The 26122-nt window shown below is 37.0% G+C and carries 29 protein-coding genes and 1 pseudogene; 22 read left to right on the top strand and 8 right to left on the bottom strand.

Annotation, left to right across the window (positions count from 1 at the left end; all coding sequences use genetic code 11):
• Positions 1 to 94 precede the first annotated feature (94 nt).
• Genes HNR53_RS15615 through HNR53_RS15605 form a run of 3 tightly spaced genes read left to right on the top strand, consistent with a single transcriptional unit; the run spans position 95 to position 4629 of the window.
• Positions 95 to 370, top strand: a complete 276-nt coding sequence (locus HNR53_RS15615; RefSeq protein WP_343065344.1) for an N-6 DNA methylase — start codon at positions 95 to 97, stop codon at positions 368 to 370.
• A complete protein-coding gene (locus HNR53_RS15610) occupies positions 367 to 1512 on the top strand; it encodes a restriction endonuclease subunit S (RefSeq protein ID WP_184527648.1) in 1146 nt (381 codons plus the stop codon). Before HNR53_RS15615 ends, HNR53_RS15610 begins: the two co-directional genes overlap by 4 nt.
• 33 nt (positions 1513 to 1545) lie before the next feature.
• Positions 1546 to 4629 carry a type I restriction endonuclease subunit R gene (locus tag HNR53_RS15605; protein ID WP_184527647.1) on the top strand — a complete coding sequence of 1028 codons (3084 nt, stop codon included), beginning with the start codon at positions 1546 to 1548 and terminating at the stop codon, positions 4627 to 4629.
• A 116-nt stretch (positions 4630 to 4745) separates the two neighbouring features.
• Here HNR53_RS15605 and HNR53_RS15600 read toward each other — a convergent pair whose 3' ends face one another.
• The 3 genes from HNR53_RS15600 to HNR53_RS15590 all read right to left on the bottom strand — a co-directional run bounded on the left by HNR53_RS15600 (position 4746) and on the right by HNR53_RS15590 (position 6687).
• On the bottom strand, positions 4746 to 5573 hold the full coding sequence (locus HNR53_RS15600) for a hypothetical protein (protein WP_184527646.1): 828 nt from the start codon (positions 5571 to 5573) through the stop codon (positions 4746 to 4748).
• A 148-nt stretch (positions 5574 to 5721) separates the two neighbouring features.
• Positions 5722 to 6099, bottom strand: coding sequence for a GIY-YIG nuclease family protein (locus tag HNR53_RS15595; RefSeq protein WP_184527644.1), 378 nt, complete (start codon positions 6097 to 6099; stop codon positions 5722 to 5724).
• A 15-nt stretch (positions 6100 to 6114) separates the two neighbouring features.
• Positions 6115 to 6687: a tyrosine-type recombinase/integrase gene (locus HNR53_RS15590; protein ID WP_184527642.1), complete on the bottom strand. Its 573-nt coding sequence runs from the start codon at positions 6685 to 6687 to the stop codon at positions 6115 to 6117.
• Between the two features lie 403 nt (positions 6688 to 7090).
• Here HNR53_RS15590 and HNR53_RS15585 point away from each other — a divergent pair.
• Positions 7091 to 7195, top strand: a pseudogene (locus HNR53_RS15585) (DnaA ATPase domain-containing protein); the annotation flags it as partial.
• Positions 7196 to 7995: 800 nt separating this feature from the next.
• The gene (locus HNR53_RS15580) at positions 7996 to 8700 is read left to right on the top strand and encodes a hypothetical protein (RefSeq protein ID WP_184527640.1); all 705 of its coding nucleotides are present in this window, start codon (positions 7996 to 7998) and stop codon (positions 8698 to 8700) included.
• 118 nt (positions 8701 to 8818) lie between these two features.
• Here the strand turns inward: HNR53_RS15580 and HNR53_RS15575 are convergent, their stop codons facing one another.
• Positions 8819 to 9022, bottom strand: a complete 204-nt coding sequence (locus HNR53_RS15575) for a hypothetical protein (protein ID WP_184527638.1) — start codon at positions 9020 to 9022, stop codon at positions 8819 to 8821.
• A gap of 72 nt (positions 9023 to 9094) precedes the next feature.
• Positions 9095 to 9349 carry a hypothetical protein gene (locus HNR53_RS15570; RefSeq protein ID WP_184527636.1) on the bottom strand — a complete coding sequence of 85 codons (255 nt, stop codon included), beginning with the start codon at positions 9347 to 9349 and terminating at the stop codon, positions 9095 to 9097.
• Positions 9350 to 10158: 809 nt separating this feature from the next.
• On the opposite strand from HNR53_RS15570, the gene HNR53_RS15565 reads away from it, so the two are divergent.
• The 6 genes from HNR53_RS15565 (at position 10159) to HNR53_RS15545 (ending at position 15717) form a co-directional block, all read left to right on the top strand.
• Entirely contained in the window at positions 10159 to 10416 is a 258-nt protein-coding gene (locus HNR53_RS15565; RefSeq protein WP_184527634.1) for a helix-turn-helix domain-containing protein, read from the top strand.
• 46 nt (positions 10417 to 10462) lie between these two features.
• Positions 10463 to 13120 (top strand): DUF927 domain-containing protein, encoded by a 2658-nt coding sequence (locus HNR53_RS15560; RefSeq protein ID WP_184527632.1) that lies wholly within the window; start codon positions 10463 to 10465, stop codon positions 13118 to 13120.
• Between the two features lie 539 nt (positions 13121 to 13659).
• Positions 13660 to 14046 carry a terminase small subunit gene (locus tag HNR53_RS15555; RefSeq protein ID WP_184527630.1) on the top strand — a complete coding sequence of 129 codons (387 nt, stop codon included), beginning with the start codon at positions 13660 to 13662 and terminating at the stop codon, positions 14044 to 14046.
• A gap of 17 nt (positions 14047 to 14063) precedes the next feature.
• Positions 14064 to 14606, top strand: a complete 543-nt coding sequence (locus HNR53_RS15550; RefSeq protein ID WP_184527628.1) for an ERCC4 domain-containing protein — start codon at positions 14064 to 14066, stop codon at positions 14604 to 14606.
• 257 nt (positions 14607 to 14863) lie between these two features.
• Positions 14864 to 14992 carry a hypothetical protein gene (locus HNR53_RS23475; protein WP_281391843.1) on the top strand — a complete coding sequence of 43 codons (129 nt, stop codon included), beginning with the start codon at positions 14864 to 14866 and terminating at the stop codon, positions 14990 to 14992.
• Positions 14993 to 15117: 125 nt separating this feature from the next.
• Positions 15118 to 15717: a hypothetical protein gene (locus HNR53_RS15545; RefSeq protein ID WP_184527626.1), complete on the top strand. Its 600-nt coding sequence runs from the start codon at positions 15118 to 15120 to the stop codon at positions 15715 to 15717.
• Between the two features lie 6 nt (positions 15718 to 15723).
• Here the strand turns inward: HNR53_RS15545 and HNR53_RS15540 are convergent, their stop codons facing one another.
• Positions 15724 to 15894 (bottom strand): hypothetical protein, encoded by a 171-nt coding sequence (locus HNR53_RS15540; protein WP_184527624.1) that lies wholly within the window; start codon positions 15892 to 15894, stop codon positions 15724 to 15726.
• Positions 15895 to 16050: 156 nt separating this feature from the next.
• On the opposite strand from HNR53_RS15540, the gene HNR53_RS15535 reads away from it, so the two are divergent.
• From HNR53_RS15535 to HNR53_RS15515, 5 genes are all read left to right on the top strand, one after another.
• Positions 16051 to 16224 (top strand): YozD family protein, encoded by a 174-nt coding sequence (locus tag HNR53_RS15535; RefSeq protein ID WP_184527622.1) that lies wholly within the window; start codon positions 16051 to 16053, stop codon positions 16222 to 16224.
• Positions 16225 to 16541: 317 nt separating this feature from the next.
• On the top strand, positions 16542 to 16727 hold the full coding sequence (locus tag HNR53_RS15530) for a hypothetical protein (protein WP_184527620.1): 186 nt from the start codon (positions 16542 to 16544) through the stop codon (positions 16725 to 16727).
• A gap of 41 nt (positions 16728 to 16768) precedes the next feature.
• A complete protein-coding gene (locus tag HNR53_RS15525) occupies positions 16769 to 17563 on the top strand; it encodes a serine/threonine protein kinase (RefSeq protein WP_184527618.1) in 795 nt (264 codons plus the stop codon).
• A gap of 13 nt (positions 17564 to 17576) precedes the next feature.
• Entirely contained in the window at positions 17577 to 18347 is a 771-nt protein-coding gene (locus HNR53_RS15520; RefSeq protein ID WP_184527616.1) for a sporulation protein, read from the top strand.
• 221 nt (positions 18348 to 18568) lie between these two features.
• Complete coding sequence (locus HNR53_RS15515; RefSeq protein ID WP_184527614.1) at positions 18569 to 18877, top strand: YodL domain-containing protein; 309 nt, start codon at positions 18569 to 18571, stop codon at positions 18875 to 18877.
• 57 nt (positions 18878 to 18934) lie between these two features.
• Here the strand turns inward: HNR53_RS15515 and HNR53_RS15510 are convergent, their stop codons facing one another.
• Positions 18935 to 19081, bottom strand: coding sequence for a hypothetical protein (locus HNR53_RS15510; RefSeq protein WP_184527612.1), 147 nt, complete (start codon positions 19079 to 19081; stop codon positions 18935 to 18937).
• A gap of 141 nt (positions 19082 to 19222) precedes the next feature.
• Between HNR53_RS15510 and deoD the strand changes: the two genes are divergently transcribed.
• From deoD to HNR53_RS15495, 3 genes are all read left to right on the top strand, one after another.
• Positions 19223 to 19927, top strand: coding sequence for a purine-nucleoside phosphorylase (deoD, locus tag HNR53_RS15505; RefSeq protein WP_184527610.1), 705 nt, complete (start codon positions 19223 to 19225; stop codon positions 19925 to 19927).
• Positions 19928 to 20070: 143 nt separating this feature from the next.
• Positions 20071 to 20913: a M15 family metallopeptidase gene (locus tag HNR53_RS15500; RefSeq protein WP_184527608.1), complete on the top strand. Its 843-nt coding sequence runs from the start codon at positions 20071 to 20073 to the stop codon at positions 20911 to 20913.
• 127 nt (positions 20914 to 21040) lie between these two features.
• Entirely contained in the window at positions 21041 to 22504 is a 1464-nt protein-coding gene (locus HNR53_RS15495; RefSeq protein WP_446681622.1) for a lmo1851 family serine protease, read from the top strand.
• Positions 22505 to 22600: 96 nt separating this feature from the next.
• Here the strand turns inward: HNR53_RS15495 and HNR53_RS15490 are convergent, their stop codons facing one another.
• Positions 22601 to 22843 (bottom strand): DNA alkylation repair protein, encoded by a 243-nt coding sequence (locus HNR53_RS15490; RefSeq protein WP_184527606.1) that lies wholly within the window; start codon positions 22841 to 22843, stop codon positions 22601 to 22603.
• 191 nt (positions 22844 to 23034) lie between these two features.
• Between HNR53_RS15490 and HNR53_RS15485 the strand changes: the two genes are divergently transcribed.
• Genes HNR53_RS15485 through HNR53_RS15475 form a run of 3 tightly spaced genes read left to right on the top strand, consistent with a single transcriptional unit; the run spans position 23035 to position 26094 of the window.
• Positions 23035 to 24006 (top strand): YncE family protein, encoded by a 972-nt coding sequence (locus HNR53_RS15485; RefSeq protein WP_184527604.1) that lies wholly within the window; start codon positions 23035 to 23037, stop codon positions 24004 to 24006.
• A gap of 1 nt (position 24007) precedes the next feature.
• Entirely contained in the window at positions 24008 to 24691 is a 684-nt protein-coding gene (locus HNR53_RS15480; protein ID WP_184527602.1) for a response regulator transcription factor, read from the top strand.
• Positions 24688 to 26094 carry a sensor histidine kinase gene (locus HNR53_RS15475; RefSeq protein ID WP_184527600.1) on the top strand — a complete coding sequence of 469 codons (1407 nt, stop codon included), beginning with the start codon at positions 24688 to 24690 and terminating at the stop codon, positions 26092 to 26094. The genes HNR53_RS15480 and HNR53_RS15475 overlap by 4 nt, the downstream gene beginning before the upstream one ends.
• The last annotated feature ends 28 nt before the right edge of the window (positions 26095 to 26122 follow it).

The following is a 26122-nucleotide window of genomic DNA, read 5'->3' as shown; positions in this document are numbered from 1 at the left end:
ATATCAGAATTCACAGTACCCTTGATTATTTAAGCCCAGTCGAATATAGGAACAAAGACCATAAAAAAATTGTCTAGTTTAGTGTTGACATACCATAAACGAGATTGCTGCAGTGTATCGTGCTTATAAGACAGGAGATGGTAATTACAAAGATCTAAAGGGTTTTTGCAAGGTTACTACTCTTGAAGAAGTAAGTAAACATGATTATAAGTTAACACCTGGTATTTATGTTGGAGCTAGAGATGTAGAATATGGTGAATTTCAGTTTGAGGAAAAAATTGAAGAACTACGAATAAAACTATTAGAGCAGTTCGAAGAATCTAATCGTCTCCAAGAAAGAATCAAGGAAGATTTGGAGGGATTATATTGAGTGAATGGAAAGAGGTTTTGTTAAAAGATATTAGCTATTTTAGTGGTGATAGAATAAGCATAAGTGAAATAAATAATTCAAACTATATCTCTACTGAAAACATGAATCCAGATAGGGGTGGTGTATCTTATGCTTCTTCTTTACCAACATCAAAAACAGTTTCAAAATATTGTAGTAATGATATCCTCATATCAAATATACGGCCGTATTATAAAAAAATCTGGTTTGCTGATAAAGAAGGTGGTTGTTCAAGTGATATCTTAGTTATACGTAATAAAGATATTGTACATGTTGATAGTAAATTCCTTTATTATTGTTTATATACTGACAATTTTTTTGATTATGTAATGACAGGGGCAAAAGGGGCAAAAATGCCAAGGGGGGATAAGGATGAGATTATGAATTATCCGTTATTTCTACCCTCATTAACTCGGCAACAGAAAATTGCAAGTATTTTATCAAATCTAGAAAATAAAATCGAATTAAATATTAAAATAATCGAAACTCTTGAAGAAATGGCACAAACTTTTTTTCGACATTGGTTTGTTGATCTAATTGATAACGAAAAAACAAAACAACTTGGAGACTACGTTATTTTAAATCCAAGTACAACAGTAAAAAAAGGAACCTTATTAAAGTTTGTTGATATGAAGGCTTTACCAACTAGACATATGAGTATTTCAGATGAAAATATTGTGGAGAAGGAATACAAGTCTGGAACTAAATTCATGAAAAATGACGTTTTACTAGCACGAATTACACCATGTCTTGAAAATGGTAAAGCTGCTTTTGTTGATTTTCTCAATGAAGGTAAAGTCGCATTTGGTTCTACAGAATTCCTGGTGTTAAGAGCTAATGACAATAGTTGTCCTCAATTTTTATATTGTCTTATTAAGGACCCAAATTTTCATGAATTTGCTAAACAGAGCATGGTTGGAACATCAGGCAGACAAAGGGTACAAAATAGTGTTCTTCTTCAATATGAAATGCCTAATATTAGTAAAGAACAAATGAAAAGGTTCGAGGATATAACAGAAAAATGGTTTTTACAATTACGTAAATACACTTTTGAAAACTACATTTTAAAACAAACTCTAAATTACTTGCTACCCGCTTTACTTTCAGGATCAATTGAAGTATAAGAAGAAGCAATTCATAAATAGGAGGTGCTTTAATTGAATAGTGGCTTATATGAATCGGACTTTGAAGAAACAACTATAGAACGACTTAAACGTATTGGTTATAACTATCTTCATGCAACAAAATTGTTCAGTGGTCGGGAAAGTGTTCGTGATGTAATATTACGTGACCGTTTAGAGGGGTTTTTGCGAAGGAAATATTCTTCGCTTCCTTCCGAACAGATTCCTATTTTGGCTGATTTGTTCATGAGTCCTGATGGAGTAACGAATCAACAAAGAAATGAGCGGTTCCATGAGATGTTGACAAAAGGCTTCACTTTTTCATGGGAAGAAGGAGCCGAACAGCAATTTGAACATGTTTTCCTGGTTGATTGGAATAATGTTGATAAAAATGACTTCCTAGTGGTCAATCAACTTTCAATAGATGGCCGTTTTTCTAGAAGGCCAGATATTATTATTTATATAAACGGTTTTCCATTAGTTGTTTTTGAATTAAAGAGCCCATATAACCAACAGGCAACTGTGGATGATGCCTACATACAAATTACGAACTACACCAATGACATACCTCAACTTTTTACCTACAATGCCTTTTCCGTTATTTCGGATAACATAGAGACCCTTCACGGCATTCCAGGTGCACCAATAGAATTTTTTGCGGCATGGAAATCCATTGACGGACGGACAGTAGACAACAATGTTGCCAATACGATGAAAACGTTAATTGAAGGTCTATTCCAGAAAGACCGACTGCTTGAGTATATTCGATATTTCTTGGTTTACATGAAAGACGGTGAACAGAGATATAAAATAGGGGCGAAATATCATCAATTTTTTGGTGTGAAATTTGCTGTGCAGGAAACGATGCGAGCCACACGTCCGGAAGGAGATCGAAAAATTGGTGTTATTTGGCATACACAAGGATCCGGGAAAAGTATTTCGATGATGTTCTTTGCCGGCATGGTTATTCATCATTCAGACCTGAAAAACCCAAGTGTTGTGGTTCAGGTGGATAGAGCTGATTTAGATGAACAGCTATCTGATACTTTCGAGAAAGGTGAAAATTTAGTCGGAAGTATTCATCATGCAGAAAGTTCAGACCAACTTCGTGAAATATTGAGAAACGAGTCTGGACAAATAGTGTTTTCAACTATAGAAAAATTCCGGCTGAAAAATGAAGAAACAGATGGAGAAGTTTCAAAGAAAGAAATTAAACATCCTGTTCTTTCTGAAAGAAGAAATATTATTGTAATTTCAGATGAAGCACATCGAACCCAATACAACGAAGGGGGCTATGCCGGCCATTTACGTGAAGCACTACCCAATGCTTCACATATTGCATTTACGGGGACACCAATAGATTTTATTGGCCGGAATACGGTTGAAGTGTTTGGTAACTATATTCATGTTTATGATATGCAACAAGCGGTTCTAGATAAGGCAACTGTTCCTATCTATTATGAGTCTCGTTTAATTCCTCTCGGTAATACAAATGCACAACTGGATGAAGATTTCGATAAACTTATTTCAGAAGCTCACTCAAACGATGAGCGGTCAATAGCACAAATAAAATGGGCTGCTCTAGAACGTGTTGTTGGAACTCAACCAAGACTTGAAAGACTAGCGAAAGATATTTTACATCATTTTGAACAGGCAGCGAGCTCACAAGATAAAGCAATGATTGTTTGTATGAGCCGTGAAATTTGTGTAGCTTTATATGACGAATTGAGGAAGTTGCCGAATTGTCCGTTAGTTGAAGTAATCATGACTGGTGATGTAAGAAAGGATCCAGAAGGATGGAGAAAGGACATTCAACCTGGTAGCGATTACCCCCATATCAAGACAAAAGAAGAACAAGAGACGATAAAGGAAAATTTAAAGGATCCAGAACATCCGCTCAAAATGGTTATTGTCCGGGATATGTGGTTGACCGGAACTGATATTCCAACAATGAAATTCTTATATGTTGATAAACCGATGAAAGGCCATACCCTCATGCAAGCAATCGCAAGGGTAAACCGAGTTTTTCCAGGTAAGGAAGGTGGAGTAATCGTTGATTTTATTGGAATTGCTCAAAACCTTAAAGAAGCAACTAAGAAATATACCAGTGGCGGGGGCAGAGGAACACCAACATTTGATATTGAAGCTGCCGTTGCCGTTTTCTATGAACATCTCGGTACTGTTCGTGAATTTATTCCGAATGAAGCAGATGTAACTGGTTGGAAAACCCTCGATAAGGTTGACCGTGAAGATTATATTGCAGAGCTTGTAAATGGGCTTCTAGGTTGGCGACAAGAAGCATTTTTGACCGCTCAACTCAAACTAAAGAAAGCCCATCAATTAGTTAGACATATTGATGAAATACGTTCTTTTTCCTATGAAATTACTCTTTATCAACTCTTGGCTACTCAGGTACGAAAAATTGTTGAAGGTAATATTGGAGCACGAAAAAAAGAAAAGGATTTGGAAAAACGGGTTACAAACCTTGTAAACGAAAGTATAGAGGCTAAAGAAGCAATTGACTTGTTCGCTGTTGCCGGCATTGAGAGACCGGATATTTCAATTCTTGATGAAGCCTTTATGGCTGATTTGGTCGAGAAAAAGCACGTAGATCTACGGTTAAAACTTCTAAAGGAATTACTTGATGATGAGATTAAATTAAAATTAAAGAAATCCAATCCAAAGCAAAAGTCATTAAAAGAAGCACTGGAAAAGGCGATAAGCGAGTATCATGATAGAGTGATTTCTGCTGCTGACCTTATTCGGATGATGATTGAAGTTAAAAAAGGGATGCAAGGTGAATTGAGATTTCAGGATGAACTTGGTCTTTCAGAGGAAGAGGTTGCATTTTATCATATTATCGAAAATATGGGCAATAAAGCATTTACCAATGATTTTATTGCGAACTTAGTTCATAAGGTACTAGAAGCTATGAAGAAACAGTTCAAGGTGGACTGGACTAATCCTCACCGTTCCGATGTTCTTTCAAAGGTGAACCTGGCCGTTAAAATGGTCTTAATGAAGGAAAAAATAACAGGTGAACAGTTGAAGTTCCTCACAAATGCGATTGTTGAACAAGCAAAAGAACAGTATAAGGATTGGCCGAGAAATTTGGCATAAAGTATATGGTTCTCTGCATATTTGAATGATGATAGCACTCAACTATTTAAGTCGGGTGCTACTGTTTTTTTACCTCCCAACATCATTAATTATGTTAGAGCCATTTTAAAATGTCATTAATTTTCTTGTTCTTTGCGGAGTGCATTAATTTGGTCATACATTTCCCTGATCCGACTGTTATAGTCATCGTTGGCTGCTAATAATTTCTGTTGATATTCCCGTTCTAGTTCCAGGAGAGCCTTATCCTTCTCATAATCCTTCTTCTCATTCAGCCGTTCCAACTCAACCGCATGATGTTCCAGTAGCGATTGCACTTCCTGTTTCAGAGCCTTAATTTCTACCCCTTGGTCATTATTCTGCTGCATGACCTCTTTGACTTGTGACTGCAGCTGCTCCCGTTCATGAGCAAACTGTTCTTTTAATTTCTTATTTTCATCCGCATAATCCTTGTATTCGTTCACCAGACCGGTTAATGTATCGTTCTTTGACCTGTACTCATTGATAAGAAGCTGATTGTTTTCATAGGTGGATCGTGCTTCCTCTAACTGCTTCATGGCTTCCTTTTTCTCTTCTTCCAGAACCTTTACGGATTCCTGGGATTGCTTCAATTCCTCGATGGCTGCTTTCGACTTCTCCTGGTATTCCCCGATGATGGACTCCTTTTGTTCCAGTTTGTCGGCAATTTCCTTCACCGCATGATCCTTGATATAAATGGATCGTTGAACCATATTAGAAACTAACTCATAAATCCGGGCCGTATGTACTTCCAGTTCGTTCAAGTCTTGGCTGTAATCCGTTGCCCCTTGCTTGATGGATTGCAATTCGGAAAAAGCGACAGCCTTCTCGAACCATTCCTTTGCGGAATCTCCGCTGTTCTCAATCATCAACTTTACTTTGTCGTATAAATCGTCAGAAACCTTTACTCCGAATGTTTTGTCAGCCATTTCAATATCTCCTTTTAGGTAAACTTTAATATCCAGCAATATCAGTAGGTTAACCTCATTAACTAAAGTTAACTATATTATAACATGTACACGATAGCTTGTATAAACAAAAAGGAGTATCTTTTCGGATACCCCGTTTGTTATTAATTTATGGTTTTGCTGATTTCAAACCATCGATCCATTTATTTCTCCGACTTTGTAACTCTTTTTTGTCAGCAGAATCATTATCATCAACATTTCCAATTGGATCATACAAATTAATAGCAAAGATTTCATAAATTCTTCGTTCCTTTTTATCGCAGTAAAAAACATCGACTGAATGAAATTCATGATGAAATTCCCTGGTGACACTACTCTTACCTAATATGTGCTTATTAAGCCTTTGATTTATATTTAGAGATTCTCCAATGTAAATGATCGTTCCGTTTATATCCCTCATAAAATAAAAGCCAGGAACGGCTTTCACTTTATGAATTTTTGATACAGAAATGGTTGCAGAAGGATCAGGTAGTCCTATTTTTATCAAGAAAACTCCTCCTAATTAATCAAACACACTAAATGTCTTGAGCACGTTATTTGTCTCTTCCTCCGTGATCCCAATGTACCGGAGGGTAATTGACGGGTGAGAGTGATTTAATATCCCTTGCAACATGGCGACATCCTTTGTCGCTTTGTAGAACCAATATCCGAATGTCTTTCGTAAGGTATGGTTTCCTACATGTTCTACCCCGCCCATATCTGCTGCCTTATTTAGCTGCCGGTAAGCCTGGGTGGGGCTGATAGCCTTATCTCCTTTTCTCGAAGGGAACAGCCACTCACTCTTTAACCCGTCTGCATATTGATATATCTCATCGAAACAGGTGCCAATGTAAATATCCCGGATCTTTTGGGTCTTGCCCTCTTTGGCTTTTAAAATCTTATCCCTTTTTGTTTTCAATTCTATAATCTGCTTGGTTTTCAGTTTAAGAAGATCGCCAACCCGGAGTCCGGTTTCGCACCCCAGGACGAAAAGTATGTAATCCCGTTCGCCACAATGTCGTTTCAAAGCCCACTTCATATCCTCTAGCTGCTGCTTATCCCTGATCGGTCGCACATCTTTGATTTGATTTGTCATGTCGTTTGCTCCTTTAATTTCAGCGATTTGAATGTATGATTTTTTGTATAAATCTATTTTAAACCGAAATTGGGACAAGTACAATAGTTTCAACGAAATGAATGTATGAATTTCTATCTTTTCTTACATTCGTTAAAGTCGCAAAAAATCACAAATGAATTTATCTATTTAATTCGTGACAATAAGGGAGAAGATTTTCGCAATAAATATGTAGTGACGGTAGCTTTTTAATTAGAAATGGCTATGTATTTATAGTGGGATACAATTTTTATGGGTTTCTTATTCTTCTGAAAATGATAAGGATATATAAGAAGGTGGATGATTTCACGGACTTTTATAGTAAAGAATCAAATATACAAAGATTTTTTTCATTCTTTTTGGTATAGCAAAGAAGATAGTAAGTGAATCAACTCAAGAGGAATTTTTCCATACATTTAATACTCTTCATGAAGAAAGCAAACAAACTGTCATTTCCAGTGACCGACCACCAATGGAAATCCCAACACTAAGTAAATATCGAAAAATTTTTTTCTGTGAAACACTGTGAAACATTATGAAGCATTTTTTATTCGGACAAATCCCTTTATAATATTTTTATAAACATAAAAAAGCCTGTGCACCGATGATTAGTGCATGGGCTTTTTGAATGGGAGCAGACATTTTCTGTTCCCTTTTTTGTTGTATCGCTGTATTCCATGCGATTTTGATTTGCTAGCAGCCTTCTTCCCGCTTTATCTTTATACATCATGCAAGGGATCTGAGGTTAACAGCATAATCTGTGGACGAAAGGAAAAAGATTGTCCTCTAATGTTACAGTCACAGGCATTTTGAAAGAGTATATCGATTATGGGAGGTGATTTGAATGGATAAAGACACAGTAGTGGCGGTATGTGCCTTATTATCAGTTGTTATTTCTATCATTGGACTAGTGTTGTAATCATCCTGGGCTTGATGTGTTGGTGGACACGTTAGGCCCTCCTTAATCCTATCCTATTCGCCACATCATCATTATGACCGGTTTTATGGTGCCGGTAAAACTCATTTTCTGGCGAAATAATTTCTTATTAGCAGATCCTCGATGTTTGAGAATCGCCCTACAAGCAAATTATCTTTGATTTTACATACAATCTCTTTTATTACTCGCTCTTCTAAACCTCGTAATTTATTACATTATAAGTAATCGTTCTAGCCAAAGAACTAACCGATGATGTAAATTCACTGATAAAAGAAGAGATTGCAATCTTTCTATATATTGATAAAATTTTCTCATATGAGTAAATAGAACCCTATTTAAAGGAGGAAAATAAATTGCAGAAAATTATTTTTTATTTAATGATCACTTTGATTTTATTAGTTGGATGTAGTGGTCCCGTTAAAACAGAAATAGCTGATTCAATAGGAGATCAGCTAAACAAAGATGAAGAAATTACAAAATACATAACAGATCTAATTAACATAAATAACTACACTTCTACAGCAAGTGAAGGTTATTCATTTATTAGATTTGATGTTAATGCTGAAGCAAATTCTGATTTTGTAAATCTATCTGATAAAGACAAATATGATGTTCTATCCAAAATAGCGAATGTTATTGAAGAAAATACAGAAACAGACTATGAATTTGAATGTGGCGAAAAGAAGATCTGTGCCTTCGATAATATCGAATTTACTAATGATGAAGATATTTATTCCTTTGAATCCCTTAACATGGAATATGATTTAGCATTGAATCACAATGGAGAAGAAATATATCCACTTGAAGAAGAGTCTGTCACCACTACAACCAACGAAATTAACTCTAGTCAATCCAATATCAATTCGACAGTAAATGAAGAAGCCGTCTACTATTTTATGGAAGGTAAATTCGAGGAAATCACTAATTACGGTGAAAATTATGTACCAGAAATTCATGATCCTCAAGTTGCCAGACTAGCAGCTTCTAGATTTGGCATTTCCCCGGAAGAAGCAGATCGAATCTATATTGATCAAACAATGAAATCGATAGGTCATTAGTGATTTCTTATTTTCGTTTATAAACCAACAAAAAAGCTGTGGTCCGATAAAAGGTCACAGCTTAATATTTTCTTCTATTTTTTTCAGCACTTCCATTTACGATGAATCCCCACATTAATCAAACAGGTATGACTAAACCAATCGGTATAAAAAACCAGATTCGCAACTCTTCATCCATTGTCCATAAAAATTCCGTAGTATACACAAAAAACAAAACTGGAAATCCAATAATGAAAGCTAAGTGAGCAAGAATGAGCCCATACTTTTTAAACTTAAACAATATCCAAAAACCTTTTAAAGCGATAATCAAACTAGCTACCATTAGGAATCCACCGAAACCATAATACATCCTAAACCATCTCCGAGATTATCATTCTTATTTTCTAATTTGCTTTTAAGGCATATCTAACTCCCACTCGATATCAAGTAATCTAGAATTAGTATCGTCTAATTCACTTTGCAACTCTTCATTTTGAGTTTCTAAATCAGATATTCTTGTATCTAATTCATCAATAACGGTCTGCATTTCCTCGATGGTTGCCTCGGTGTCATCATAATAACCGGGATCCGAATAATCACCAGGATCGGAACAACCACCTAGCAGCAACACGAGTAACATAAATAGATAAAACGACTGTTTTTTTGTCATACAGGCTGTCTCCTTTTTACTCTTAATTTTAACCGAACAGCAGTAAAAGACGAAGGTATTTTAATAAGTGTCAAAGGATCGCACCCATCCGAACCGGTTCACACCCCTAGGAAGCCAGTGCGAATCCAGGTGGAACCAATCTTGTTATAGTTAGATACACCGCTTATTCCGGCCAAGAAAAACCAGGCACCAAAAATGTTATAGTTGGCAACGGTTCTTTTTTATCGGCTAGAAGCCCCGCATAATAGCAGATTCAGAAGCCTTTTTCTCTTTCCGAGGGGTTGGTGTAGGGTTAGGGTAGCTTGAAGGAGGTAAGGTGTTTAAAATGCAGATAGCGGGCAGTTCTCAGGAGCAAGAAAACGATTAGCTGTCCTGGTGCCTGACAAAATGCAAAAAGACCGGTTCCTGGTATCGGAGAATTACCCTCTGGTCAAATGAAATTCAATTTTATGTATCATCTTCAATTAAAAGCATTTCATGTGCTTTGTCTCGCCATATCAATTACCGAATAAGCGGGCGAACAGTCCATTCTTGTAGCCAGTTCTTTCTCCGTCCTATCCTGCTTTTTCGAATGCAACTACTAATTGTCCCTCATCAGCTCAAATTCTAGTTTTAGATAATCCGCTCCATTTTTCCATATATCCTATCTTTCCGTCCCTTACCGGATAATGTGGGTGTATAAATTTACTTGTTTTTTAGAAATATTACACTTTTATATAAATTTAAGTATATAAATTTTCGGAAATTCATATAAGTTGATATGTAACATTTTGTTGCTGCTGTGTATTTTGATGAAAGGGGACAAAAAGATGAAAAATCCATTAATTAAACTACGTGAAGAACGAGGCTTGACGATTGCAGAATTGGCCTTAGTTGGTAATGTGTCCGTTATTACAGTACAGAGGCTTGAAAATGGCAGTGCGAAAACGATATCAAATAACCTGTTAGCTGCAATTCAGAAACTGGGTTATGAACCTGAAAAGTTTCGAATTAATTATGAGGCATGGAGAGGTTTGAAAATGAAGAAGATCATCGAAGAAAAAGTGATTCAGAATGATGGATTTTGAAAAATACAACTTGATTTACTTTAAAGCAAAAGGAGCTGCCTAAAGTATGGACATTAGCAAAAGGCAAGGTTTAGCCTATAGTTTTCTCAGTAGTATGTACGATAACATTCCTAAAGGTTGGCTCACCTTATGGACACCTGAGAAAAAAGAAACATTCTGGTTTGATGTGTCCGATCTTAAATCTGCCGTGGACACGGCTATGTATCTTAGCGAAAGCCGGGATGTCTATTTTGGCCTCGGGACAAGAAAAGAACAACTGCCTGGTAAGCAAAGGGGAAGAAGTGTTGATATTGCTTCAATTCCTTTTATTTGGGTAGAGATCGACATAAAAGGCGGGGAACATGCTGCTAAAAATTTGCCGACAGTAAAAGAGGCGGAAAAAATCCTGAACACATTCCCCTTGAAACCAAGTGCCGTCATTCATAGCGGTGGAGGATGGCACTGTTATTGGCAATTTGATGCAGCTATTAATATCACTTCAAAAGAAGATATGAGTAAGGTATCCGAATTATTACAGAATTTCCAAGATGGATTTATCAAATTAGCTAGTTCGCAAGGACTTCATATTGATAAAACAAGTGATTTAGCAAGGGTGTTACGGGTTCCAGGAACCTTTAATAGAAAGTCTGAACCAAAGATGGTTGAAATTATTAAGACGAATACTAAAAGATATTCAATAGAGGAAATAAGAGTGGCAATCGAAAAATTTCACACTGCACAAGGAGGATTAGATAATCTTTCTGAACAAGATCGATTCGATGCTATCCCAGTTAATTTGCCGGATGCAAAGGTTTATCCGATCATCAGTGGATGCCAATTTATCCAGCATTACTTAAATAATAAGGAAAATGCAACTTATTCTGAATGGTTGGCGGCATTATCCATAGGAGCATATTGTGAGGATCATGAAAATTTGTGCCATTCCTGGAGTATGGGCCATCCCAATTATTCGGTAAGTGAAACAGAAATAAAGCTCCATGAAATCAGGGCAAATTTAAAACCGAGAACTTGCGAATCAATCGATTCGGAGTTTGGAGGGTGTAGCAATTGTTTTTATTATGGAAAGATCAACAGCCCAATTGCATTAGGCATGCGGAAATCAATGATAATGCATCCTTTCTTAGTAAAGAGGAATGCTTTGTTTAAAAAAATATTAAAAACGAAACGAGGAAACGAAGTAGAGGAAGTAATCCTTGTATCCCGGATGGTTCCAACAATTACAAAAGAGTTGTCGAATGTTGAAAAAAACAGTATCTACTACGAATTGTCCTGGATGGATCGGGGAAGGGAAAGGAGGGAAGTCGTAACGGCTGGTACAGTAGCAACCAAAAGAGAAATACTGTTGCTAGCCGACAAAGGGTTCCATGTTAATGATCTGAATTATAAAGACCTCATTCAATACTTTGATAGCTACTTAACGAACAATCAGTTGGAACAAGCAAAAATGGTTGAACGGCTAGGACATATCAAAGGAAAGTTCATTCATCCTCTTGATCTAAAAGGGATCAAAGTTGTCCCGAATGATATTGGTGAACGGCAGTTGCTAGAAGCATTTGAGGCTAAAGGAGATTTGGATTCTTGGAAATTAGAAGTTTTTGATAGGATAAAGGAACACCCCAAAGTATTGTTTTTACTTCTTGCTTCATTTGCATCTGTTATTCTGCATGATTTGAAGGTAAGCCCGTTTTTGATTGATTTGTCTGGAAGCACGTCACAGGGGAAAACAACGGCTTTACAGGTAGCTAGAAGTGTGTGGGGAAATAAGTTTATGGTTAATGAATGGAATGCTACAAAAGTGTCCATTGAACGAAAAGCGGGATTTTTGAACAGCTTCCCCTTGTTTATGGACGATACCAGGAAGGCAGATGAACGAGTGTTGAAGGCGGTCGTGTATCAATTTAGCGGTGGTCGTGCTAAAGGCCGAGGTAGTCTAAGGGGTTCTCAAACAGAAACGACTTGGCAAAATATTCTATTCAGTACGGGTGAAGCATCACTTTCTGAATATGCGGCAAAGCATGGAGCAGCTGCACGAATCATTTCAATCGAGGATCAGCCTTTCAGAAGAACAACACCAGCCTTTTTTTCAGATCTGTACAATGCCCTTGATCAGAATTACGGATCAGTTGGCCTTGAATTTCTGAACGGTTGGAGCCGGCACAAAGAAGAGTTGCTTCAAGAATTTAATGGGACAAAAGAAATGTATGCAGAAAATGCCATGGGGGATGAAGTATTGCTCCGTTTAAGTTTATACCATGCTGCCATTCATTTCGCAGGTATAGCCGTCAATCAAATCTTAGGCTTAGAGGTTGATCTGAAGATAATATACGGAATATTCAGTGAAATATCAGAAGTAAATAAAACTATTGACAAGCCTAAGCAGTTGCTTGAAGAAATACTCATTCATTTGGATAGTTCTAGAAGAGATGTTTACTATAGATATCCACCCAATGAAATGAAAGCGATTTATAAATACGATACTTTATGTTTAACTCCAGCCTTTTTGAAAGAGTATCTCAGCATCGATGAAAAGGTGATCCGTGGGGAATGGTTACGGAGAGGGTATACCCAAAAATGTGAAAATGACGGCAATATAGTTGATTACAAGGTAATAAACCATGTAGGAAGCAGTTTCCGTGTAGTAGTAGTAAATAAAGAATTCATTAAGAATATGGGACTTGATTTCAAAGAGGACATATTTCCTTAAAATCTGCATGACTATCACACGGATTACACCAAATTACAAAAAAAGGTAAAAAATGTAATCACGACAAATCCTCATGTATCAAGGTGTAGAGAGTATTAGTTACAGAAATTACAAGAATACAAGAGTATCTATGTGTATAAACAATTAAGTTTTCTAATAAAGATCGCATTTTATATATGTATATACTTTCTCATAAAAAATGTTATTTTTGTAATTCTACTCCACAAGCATGTACAAACATTGATATAACAATGTTCTACAGGTTACAGCGATTTACATTTTGTGTAATTTCCTTTGTAAACTTGTAACTTTTTGTTGAATTTGAATGAGATAAATATAAAAAATGATGGTTATGAACTAATGGTCGAAAAGAAGCCATTGCAGCTTTCTGTGAAGAAAATAAAACAGTCTTGATTAAGGTATCGGAGAATTAGAAGCATTTCGCAAAGAATTGAGAGCCGTTTTGAATGAGGATTAGAAATTATAAAGTGAAGGGGTTGAAAAAATTAAACAAACTGAAGGAAAAGGGGCGGTGAGGCATGGAGGAGTTAACGGAAAAACAGGTTGCCTTTGTAATTGAATATCTAAAAGACTTTAATGCTACACAAGCGGCAATTCGTGCAGGTTATAGTAAAAATGGTGCCGATGTTCAAGGCTCTAGGCTGTTAGGAAATGTTAGGGTTCAAGAATCTCTGATTAAGTTTAAATATGAGATGATTAAAGGCTTACAGCAACAATTCATTGCAGATGCCCTAACAGCTAGGAGGGTGATGTTTGAGATACTTAACGATGCGAATGCAAGCAATAAAGACCGCATAACAGTTGCAAAGGACTTTCTGGACAGAGCGGGATTTAAACCGGTTGATAGGCGGGAATTAAGTGGAACAAATAGCGAAGCAATTAAAATAGTATTTGTAGAACCGTGAGAGGCAGTGAATATCGAGTGGATGCTTTAGCTCTTTACCAATTTACGGAGAAGGAATTAAAGGGATTGCTCAACACTCTTACTATTCTAATCGACACCCGGGAGCAAAACTACTCTCATATTATAGAGTTCTTTAATTCAAGAAAGATTCCTTATATGAATAAGAAACTGGATGTGGGGGATTATGCCGTTATGATTCCGAAAAATGAAGGAATGGGTATACTTAGGGATCTCCATATTCCGGTAGTAATTGAGAGAAAAGCACATATCGATGAACTTATTGGCAATTTTAAAGCGGATAAACGAACGGCATTTCAGAATGAACTGATCCGTTCGAAAGGAATGGATTTTGTATTAATTATTGAACAAGGCAGCGGCTACAGTGATATATTGGCAAACAATTATAAATCAGAAATGAAGCCACAGTCTGTTATTGGCACATTAAAGACATTTGAAAGCCGCTACGATTTCAATACAATTTTCATAGATCGGCAGATTGTTCCTATCTGGATTTACCATCATTTGTATTATCGAGTGAGAAACGTGTTAAAAGGGGATTAACTCTCTGCTGTTCATGATGCTGATACAGAAGGAGCCAAGGTATGAAGTTTGCAACAGTTGCACTGCTTAAAATCAGTCTAAAAAGGAATAGAATTTTCACCCTGAGTTAATCCAATCTAAATGAGGTGAATTATTTGCTGTTTGTTGGAAATTCTGAATCTGCAAATTTGATAGAAATATTTTTTAATATTCATTTCTTTGGAGACAAGATTCCAAAGAAATACATTATGCATATTTTACTATGAGGTGATCTCAACATGAAAGTAAATTATGCAGAAAGAGGAACTTTTGATGCGGAGAAAGCAGCGAGAGGACTAATTGAATTGACAAATAAAATTAAGAGAAAAAATGAACAAAATAAAAATAAAAATGATAAATCTGAATAAGCCAAATCAATAAAAATAAGCTCGTATGCCATCATGGTATATGAGTTTTTTTATTTATAATGAGGGTTGAAACACTTTAGTTGCAAGGGTTTTAAATATCCAGTAAATTTAGAAGGATTACAGACGTGAAATGGCTGGACGGGATATATGTTTATGAAGTAAATAAAGGTGATGGATTATATAAAGAATCCACTTTACGCTTATTATCTGAATATGATGGCGAAATTGTCGAGCAGGAACATATTGATATTGAGTATAAATTTTTTATCGGCGATCTAGTACAGGTTAAAGGAAAAGGGGCGGACTTATATAAAATTGTTGGATTTCGCACAGAAATTTGGCGCTATAAGGATGATGCCTGGGAAGACGTATTATATGAACTATCGCGGATTGACGATGAGGAATGGCTGGAGGCAGGTGAGGAAGACCTTATTTTACTTGCTGATTCAGATAATGCAGAGGCCTTTATGCAAAAGCTTGGACTCCTTTATTCCATTAATAAACAGCAGCAGATGAAAAAGCAGGCCGAGGAGAGTGTGGGACTGGGAAAAAAAGACCCTGCTTCTAACCAAGATCCTTTGCGGCATGAAAAACAAATTAATCGCTTATTAGATATCTATAATGACTATTTTTTCTTATTTAAATGGTTTGGTGATGAAGAATATTTACAGGTTATGAAAGCTGCCATCCGTGAGCTAAAAAGGCTGACAAAAAAATATGATTGAACCCTTCTATTGCAGTCCTCCGGCAAGAAATAATATATAGAATAGGAAGGGAATACCCGCGATTATAATCATTCTAAAATGATTTTGCAGCAATTGAGAAACAAAAGTCAGCGTAAATCCTTTTTCATCATTTACATCTTCTATGAACCATTCAATCATTTGCTTTAATTTCATCATTTTCCCCTCCCGTGATTTTGTTCTGTTACCCATATGTATGCTTGTCAAATTGAAAAATGCTTTTATTTTTGCTATACAAATTATCAAAAGTCATTTATGGTCTATAAAAAAACCTTTGTGCATACATTCTCTATATATGGGGAAGGGGGCGGCAAATTGAAAGAAATCGAGGTCATTATTGATACCGATGAAATTGCAGAGTTTTTCTTTCGAGAACTGTTAAAAAGGGGCTATGTTCCGGTGGAAGGAGAACTAGATGACCTTGCCGATATCACTTTTGATTATTTATTAGAAAAAAGTATTATTGATGAGGAAATAAATGAGGAATAAAAATAGATTAGACTGATTGAAAAAATGACGAGCCGGCTCGTCATTTTTTCATGAACTTTTAGAATGTTATAAAATTGCAGCGAAGAAGAACCTCGGCGTAGCTGCAATTTTTAGGAAAAAAGTATAAGTGCAGTAAGGCTTTTCTTAGAGCTTCAGCTCTTAGAAAAGCCAATCGGGCTCTGCGCGGCTACGCTTCTGTCTTCGCCTTACAGGCTCGCCAATCAGCGAGTTTTCTTTATGAACTTTTTATGAAATTAATGAAACCGAAGGGGGAAATTTTCGTATTATAGAGAAGATAATGAAAAGGAGGAAATAGCATGTTCAAAAAAATTATTAAATCATTATTAAATCAATCCTCAAATCATAAATATAAATACGGGAGTTCAAGTGATGCCTATAAGCATCAAAAACATTATCATCAATCACATATGGGTCACGGATATTACAAGAAAAAGAAAAAAAGCAGCGGATTCTTTAGCGGAAGCAGTTTCTTCAGCAGTTAATAAGATTTCTAAGGACAAAGGAGAGTAAAGGAAGTTCTATTATGTTGAAAAGTGCAACAGCGATCGCTGCAAACCTTCTGGAAAGGCCGTTAAAAATTGGGAAGGTGATTGAAGAACGATATGAAATCATCACTTGTTTAGGACGGGGAAGCTACGGAATCAGCTACCATGTGTTTGATCGGATAAAACAAACTCCTGTCGTGTTAAAATCATTAAGAGTTCATAAAAGAATATTAAAATCGGGAAAAAAAGCCTTTGAAGAAGAACAGAAACTATTGCAATCCATTAACCATCCGTATTTTCCTATCTACTATGAGAAGGGGAATATGGGCAGAATTCCATTTTATACGATGGAGTATGTCTCCGGGAAAACATTTGAACAGTTGATTTTCCAAGAGGGAAGAAAATATTCTGAGAAAGAAACCTTTCAAATCGGTCTTGAACTGCTCCAGATTATGAAATGGCTCCATCAGCATGGGATCATCCACCGTGATATACGAATTCCCAATGTTATGATTGAAAACGAGAAACTGAGATTAATAGATTTTGGACTTGCTTGCACTTATAACGATGGAGTCACACAGCAGTTGGATCGTGATCACATTAAAAGGATGGCATCTCCTATAAGTGATTTCTATGCGCTTGGTCATTTTTTATTGTTTTTATTATACTCAACTTATGAAGATAATGAAAATAGTCCGAAAAAAAGCTGGGAAGAAGAGCTGGCGTTATCTGGTCATGCACGTCTCATGATTAGAAAACTATTAGCTATTGATGAACCCTATCGATCATGCAGTGATATTGAACACGATATTGTTAATCTTTTATCTCAATAAGGAGGAGAATAGCATGTCTTTTTTTAATAAAGTACTGGCAAGTGTTGGTATTGGAGCAGCAACCGTAGATACAAAGCTGGAACGGGACCAAGTAATGCCTGGAGAAGAAATAAAAGGGGTTGTGGAAATTCGCGGCGGAAATACCGAACAAAAAATTGATGATATTTATTTAACCGTAAATACACAGTATGTAAAAGAATCTGATGATCATAAAATGAATGTGACAGCCACGATTGATAGAATTCGACTGGCAACAGCTTTTACCGTGTCGGCAAATGAAAGACGAGAAATTCCATTTTCCTTTATTCTTCCAATTGATACACCTGTATCGATGGGGAAGACAAGAGTTTGGGTAGCGACAGGTCTCGATATCAAAAATGCCGTTGATCCTGCCGATAAGGATTTTCTGCAAGTAAGACCAAGCAAATTAATGGAAGCCGTTTTAGAGGCTGTTTCAGCACTTGGTTTTCGGATTCGTGAGGTGGAATGTGAACAAGCATCCTATCGTCTGCGTCAGCGTCTGCCTTTTATTCAGGAATTTGAATTTGTTCCGACATCAGGTGCCTTTAGGGGCAGACTGGATGAATTGGAGCTTGTATACCTTCCTATTTCGGCAGCAACTGCTGACCTGCACTTCCAAATTGATCGAAAAGCAAGGGGATTAGGCGGGTTTTTAGCAGAAGCTTTAGAAATGGATGAATCAAATATTCGGATTTCTGTTTCCATGGATGATATTCCAGTCCTGACACAAAAATTACAATCAATTATTCAACAATATTCATAGAAAATGGTTGATATTGACTAAATAAATATTTAGGTGCAAAAAGATGGTGTTTCCTGCCATCTTTTTTTGCCATAAAAAGCATTCTTTCACGCAAAATATTTTACATCTATCCGAAATCGACAAAACTAGATGAAATTCTTTGAAGGTTTCGACAGCCGTTTTGTCTAATCTTTTTTATATCAGTATTATTATAAAATTCAGAAAAACAGAGGAGGATGATTATGTTAAAGGAACTGATCCGGACGAAAAAAAGAGATTATGATGTAACCATTTTTCAAACTCCGTCATACAGACAAAGGAAGGGCTATCAGGAGGTGTACCGCCTCCAAGTAGAAGGAACCTCTCATGATGACTGTCTTAATGAAGTGTTTGCAATCTTTAATGTCCTGGATCGGATGCCTAAGGATTTCAAGGGCCGTTTTATTACTACAGGGGATATCCTCTTTATTGATGACGGGCGCAAGGGACAGTTTTACTATCAATTACGCTCAGGCGGATGGGAACAAGTCAACCGTTTAAAAGTTTGTTAAGAGAGGAGGAATAGGCTGACCCAATGAGTAAGAATCTCGCTGGGTCAGCCTATTCTTTTATTGATTATGACCCGGACCGTTTTTCCTTCCGCCCGCAGCTGTATATTCCTTTCCATGTGCTTCTTGTTCAGCAATGATGGCTTCCGAAGGAAGATGATTATTTTTTTTCGGAGAATTAATCCGGTTTCGATGTTTTTTTCCCATGTTTGCCTCCTGAAATGTTTTTTTTCGCGTCCTACAGTGCAACGCTGTAAAACTTAGTCTCTCCTTCCTCTTTATTTTCATGAGATGAAAGTGGTTGGGGAAATATGGTATAGTGAGAAAAAGATGATGGGAGGCCATAAAATGAGTATACATATCGGAGCAAAGGAAGAACAGATTGCTGACACCGTATTGCTGCCAGGGGATCCGCTGCGGGCCAAATATATTGCTGAAACATTCCTTGAAGGGGCTAAAATGTATAATGAAGTCCGTAATATGTACGGGTTTACAGGGACTTACAAAGGAAAGAAAGTATCTGTACAAGGAACAGGTATGGGTGTTCCATCTATTTCCATCTATATTACGGAATTAATGCAAAGCTATCATGTCGAGAAATTAATTCGTGTCGGGACATGCGGTGCGATTCAAAAAGATGTAAAAGTTCGTGACGTTATTTTGGCCATGAGTGCTTCCACTGATTCACAAATGAACCGCATTACCTTTGGCGGTGTCGATTACGCCCCAACAGCCCATTTCGGGCTCCTGAAACAGGCATATGATTCCGGTTTAGAAAAAGGTCTTCATTTAAAAGTGGGAAATGTCCTGACTGCCGATCTTTTTTATAATGATAACGCTGAATTAGAAAAATGGGCAAACTATCAAATTCTTGCGATTGAAATGGAAACCGCTGCGCTATATACATTAGCTGCGAAGTTTAATCGTCAAGCTTTATCCGTATTAACGGTCAGTGATCATATCATTACAGGTGAAATCACAACAGCAGAAGAGAGGCAAACAACCTTCAACGACATGATTGAAGTCGCGCTTGAAGCTGCGATAAAAGAATAAATAGACAAGAGGGGCTCTAGTAAAAATAGAGCACTCTCTTTTTTTGCCATTAAACTTTCCCTCTTTTTCTAAGTATCACTATCGTATTTCATTGGAAAAATGATAGAATAGAAAGTACAGTTTTAAAAAGTCAGGTGAATAGAATGAAAAGAATTTTGTTAACTGTGGGAAGTATCGTGCTGTTATCAGGATGCGGCATTGGGGAAAATTCAGATCAATCAGAGAAAAAGAATGAAACTGTTCAGGAAGAAAATCAGAATTCAACTGAAAAACAACAAAATCAAACAGAACAAAATCATAAACCCCAAGAAGAAAAAAAGGGAGAGGCAAATGAGGATAAACTAACATTAGAAGCGGCATATTTTAACAAAATTGCCGAGGTTGATGGGAAAAAGGTGATTCAAAATCCGGAAAATATCTTGGTCCTTGTAAATAAAGAATATGGGCTTCCTGACGGATATGCCCCGGCGGATTTAGTGCGCCCAAATGTAGCTTTTTCATTTGGCGACCAGGATATTGAAAAAAGCTATATGAGAAAAGAAGCGGCAATGGCATTGGAAAAGATGTTTACAGAAGCAGCTAATCACAATCTACAGCTTTATGCCGTTTCTGGATATCGTTCATATGAAAGACAAGTGGAGGTTTTTAATAACGAAGTACAAAATGTTGGCAGAGAACAAGCTGTTCAAGTGGTTGCGGTACCTGGAAATAGCGAACACCAAACTGGGCTGTCAATGGATATTTCCAGTGCAAGTGCAAATTCAGCTCTTTCCGAGCAGTTTGGCGAGACACCTGAAGGGAAATGGTTAGTAGAAAATGCCCATAAGTTTGGCTTTATCCTGCGATACCCTAAAGGTAAAGAGGCCATTACAGGTTATCAATACGAGTCTTGGCATTTCCGCTATGTAGGTGTGGAGTCTGCTAGTGGCATTTATGAAAATGGATTAACACTGGAAGAATACTTTCATGTTGTGGAGAAAATCTAAGGAATGTAATAAAGCTGCATCTCTTTTAAAGTGAATATGTTTTTTTTTGCTTTTATTTTGCTATTTAAACATTAATAAACGGCAATTTTTTATGGCTATAGTTTTGACAGGAAAGTGGTGACTTTTGTTGGAAAATGACAAAAATGTAAATAAAGAGATACCGGAAACGCAAACCGGTTTCATTCGGATGAAAAGATTTCATTTTGTGATGCTTCTATTTTTTGTTGTATTTTTATCAGCGGGTATTACCACCTTTGCTCTCGCTTTTGGGGATGAAAAGGCAGTAACAGTGGCAAATGAAAGAACGGAATTTGATAAGCTCTATTCCGCATATGATACGTTGAAAGGCACTTATTTCCAAAAGGTGGACGAGGGAAAATTGATTGATGGTGCGATAAACGGCATGGTAGATGCGCTAGATGATCCATACTCGGATTATATGGATATGAAAGAAGCCAAGAGCTTTGATGATACGATTTCTTCTTCCTTTAATGGAATTGGCGCGGAGATTCAGGAACAGGATGGCTATATCATGGTCATTTCTCCTATTAAAGATTCACCGGCTGAAAAAGCCGGGTTAAAGCCAAATGATAAAATTCTCACAGTAGACGGGAAAAGTATTCAAGGAATGAGTGCTAATAAAGCTGTTCTGCTGATCCGCGGTGATAAAGGAACAACGGTTAAATTATCGATTCAACGCCCGGGTGTTGAAGAAAACATGGATGTATCGATTGTCAGAGATACAATTCCGATCGAAACGGTATATGGAGAAATGCTCGAGGATGGAATCGCCAAAGTACAGATTACCTCTTTTTCAACTAATACAACAAAAGAACTTGTGGCGAAATTAAATGAGCTTCAAGATCAAGGCATGAAAGGTCTTATTCTGGATTTACGGCAAAATCCAGGAGGATTGTTGGATGAAGCGATTAAAATTTCAAGCTTGTTCCTTCCCGATAAAGAAGTTATTCTGCAAGTAGAAGACCGTAATGGCAAAAGGCAATCAATCACTTCAACGAGCACGAAGGAGAATCCAAACGTACCATTAGTAGTAGTCATCGATAAAGGCAGTGCCAGTGCTTCCGAAATTTTGGCAGCAGCAGTACATGAATCAGCACATGTGACATTGGTTGGAGAAAAATCATTCGGGAAAGGAACCGTGCAGCAGGCAAAGAAATTTACAGATGGTTCCAATCTTAAATTAACAACTGAAAAATGGCTGACACCTGATGGGAATTGGATTCATAAGAAAGGGATTACTCCTGATGTTGAAGTTACTCTGCCACCGTATGCTTTCTTAAGCATGATTGATACCGAAACAGAACTAAAGCTTTCAACAACCTCTACCCAAGTCAAAACAGCGCAGCAGATGCTGAAGGCATTAGGATATGATCCAGGACGAGAAGACGGTTTATTTGATGAAAAAACAGAACAAGCGGTAAAGGAATTTCAAGCGAAGGAGAATCTTGAGGTAAATGGAATTGTGTCAGGTCAAACGACTATTACGTTAATGCAGCGTATAGGTGATTTGATCACACAAAATGATACCCAAATTCAAAAAGCGGTTGAAATATTAAAAGGAAAAATGTAACAACGATATCGCATCATGATGCGAATGGACAAAAGGGTGAGCACTTCGTAATGGAAGGTCTCACCCTTTTGTTCTTTGTAATAGATTACAATCCGTCTATTTCATTTCACCAAATTTGACAAATGTTTTTTCATCTTCAATTAACCCGCAGGCGGCACATTGTACCTTTACATCCGGTCCATTATAGGGTGTATGAAACGGACTAAGTTCATCTTGTGCATATTCCTCCATAATATTTCCTGTTTGTGGATCCATTTTGACCGCCAGCGGTATTTGCTTAATTAAATTAAAGCGGGATCTATTTGTTTTACAATTTGGGCAGCGATATGGTGTAGTCATAAAGAGAGTAAACTCCTTTCATTGCCTTGTTTTCTCTATCTTTTACAGCATATTAACATTCTATCCCACTCTTTATGTATAAAATTATTTATGTGAACATTTTAAATAGAAATAAAATGTGGACGATTTCACCATTTTTTCACAATGTCTTAGTATAATATTAGTATAAAAACTTTTATCAGGAGCACCGTATGAAATCTATTAAATTATTCCTGTCTATCCTATTAATGTGTTTTATTCTAACGGCCTGTTCGGAAAAGAATTATTCACCTGTATCAAAAGAACTAAGCGTCATCGTATCGATTAATATTAAAGATATGACGGTTTCATTTGTGGATGCAGAGCGTCATAAGAATGTCATGCAATGGGAAATGGAGAAGCCTTATTCAGGCGGTTTAATTTTACCGGATCGGGATACCCTGCTTCTTTATGGTAAAGGAGTAGAATCGGTTGACTTGTATTCGCTTTCACGAGGTGAATGGGTGAATAGCTGGAATACTGGAAAAGGAATTGTCAACGGTATCGTGTTAAAAAATAAGAAGGAAATTGTCTTTACTGATCAAGAACGAAATCAGGCGCGTTTTTTTACGATTGACGGGAAGGAAACAAAGTCAATCGCCACGAAACAAAATCCCTTCACCATTTTAGAAGGAAAAGAAAAGCTTTATGTGATTAGTTTAAATGATGAAGAATTAACGATTATCGATAAACAGAGTAAAATTGCTTTAGACAGTATTAAGATTCATCCATTTGCGACTGGTGCTTTATTGAGGGAAAGTGAGAATGAACTTTGGATTGGCGGTCATGGAATGGGTACTGAAGCAGAACCGGATATTCATGTTTACAATCTACTTAACGGGGAATTGATCCGTACTATTCATGCTCCGTTAATGCCTGTTAATTTTATTGAAAAAGATAGAAATATTTATGCGATCAGCCATGGATCAAATACTTTATACAAAATACCGGAAAGCGGAGAGCAGATACAATCTGTTCAAATTGGTGCCAATCCTTTTGAATTATCATTATTTCATGATGAATTAATCGTAGCAGGATATGATAGTGATGATATCTATTTTGTTGATCCAGCTAGTTTAGAGATTAAACATCAAGTAAATGTGGGAAAAGGCCCTTTTCAATTAATTGTAAGGGAGAGCAGATAATATGACGAGAAGAAAGATTATGATTATTGATGATGAAGAAGATATGCGTACTTTGACACAAATGTACTTAGAAAATTCCGGTTATGAGTGTTTTCAGGCAAATGGGGGCAAGGAAGCTTACGAACGGTTAAAGGACGATAAAATGGATTTAATCTTGCTTGATATTATGATGCCGGATGAAGATGGCTTTCAAGTTTGTGCAAAAATAAGAGAATTCTCCGATACACCTATTATTTTCCTTTCTGCTAAGGGTGAAGAATGGGATAAGGTTCGTGCACTTCAATTGGGCGGGGATGATTATATTGTGAAACCCTTTAGCCCAGGCGAAATGGTAGCACGGATTCATGCCGTACTTCGCAGGACTTCTCAGGAACAAGCAGAAGATGAAGCGTATAAAATTGGAATGATTGAGATCGACCAAAAAGCCCGAAAAGTCATCATTGATGGCGGGTTAATTACTTTAACCTTAAAGGAGTATGAATTGCTTATTTATTTGATGGCACACAAAAATCAGGCATTAAGCAGAGAACAGCTGCTTGAACGAATCTGGGGGATTGATTATATCGGGAGCTTGCGCACGGTAGACACTCATATTAAAACTATGCGGATGAAATTAGGTCCAGCTTCGGATTATATCCAAACAGTTTGGGGCATAGGGTATAAATTTGAGGCACCAAACCTATGAACAAAAGAGCAGGAAGTCTTGCACGAAAAATGTGGCTTTCCATTACGGCAGCAATCATCATTACGATTTTGTATTCGTATTTATTGTCCTATTTTTTCTATGAAAAGTTATATGTTGAAAACGTCGAAAACGTCATGCTGGAGCAGGGAAAACTTCTATCTCTTGACTATGAATCAGGACCGCTGACAGACGAATTAAAGGATAAAATTGAATGGTTTAATTCAAAGTCTGAGGCAGAGATATTTGTCGTGAGTAATCCGAAAGAACTTAGTGCCTGTTTTCCTTTTGACATGAATGTAGAAGCACTGATTGGTGCTGGGGAAAGAGAGCGGCTGCTTGCTGGCAAAACGATCCAAAAAGTAGGTTATGAAGAAAGATTTGATCGAAAGCTTATTTCTGTTATTATTCCATTATTGGATGAGAACCGCTTGGAAGGTATTATCTATATGTATATGCCGCTGGCCAAAATCACTGAGCTTACTAAGGAGTTTGCCTATCTTTGGCTAACGGCTGCTCTTCTTTTTCTGATTATTGCCCTCTTTGCTGGGAGTAAAATCGTGCAGAGACTGACAGGTCCAATCGTGAAAATGAAGGATGCTGCTGAAGAGGTGGCTAAAGGAAATTATGCAGTGAGGCTTCAAATCGATACAAAAGATGAAATAGGTCAACTATCCTCTGCGTTTAACCACATGGCGGAATCGATTCAAAAGGAAGATGAGAGAAAAAAAGAATTTCTCGCCAATGTCTCTCACGAGCTGCGAACACCAATCAGCTATGTAAAGGGTTATAGCGATGCCCTTCTTTGCAACATGATTCAGGAAGAGCAGGATAAAAAACAATATTTACACTTGATTCACAGAGAGGCTGGCAGGATGGAACGCCTAGTTGGAGATTTACTCGATTTATCGAGACTAGACCGTGAAGAGTATACATTGGTTAAAATGCCGCTGCCGTTGGCCCAATTGATAGAGGATTCCACCGTTAAATATAAACCTGTACTGAACGAAAAAGGATTATCCTTCCGTCTTGATTTAGATCCTGACATCATTATCAATGGGGATGAAGGACGTATTGAACAAATATTACAGAATGTCATCGATAATGCGCTCAGATACACGAAAACAGGAGGAATCTCGATTGCTTTACAAAATGAAGGTAAAATGTGTGTGATCAAAATAAGTGATACAGGTAAAGGAATCCCAGAAGGGGATTTAGCCAATATTAAGGAACGGTTCTATCGCGTCAATAAAGCCAGGACAAGAATGGATGGAGGGACAGGTCTCGGGTTAGCGATTGCTGATAAACTTGCCATCCTTCATGATGGCAGTTTAACTATTTCAAGCAGACTTGGACAAGGAACTACCGTTGAAATTCGTTTGCCTGTCATAGAAGATATTATTTAGGGATGATATACTTAAAACTGGATTAGCC

The organism is Bacillus benzoevorans (genome assembly GCF_014207535.1).
Classification (GTDB): Bacteria; Bacillota; Bacilli; order Bacillales; family Cytobacillaceae; genus Bacillus_BD; species Bacillus_BD benzoevorans.
Note: the sequence above shows the minus strand (reverse complement) of the source record. Positions and strands in the feature narration are given on the sequence as shown.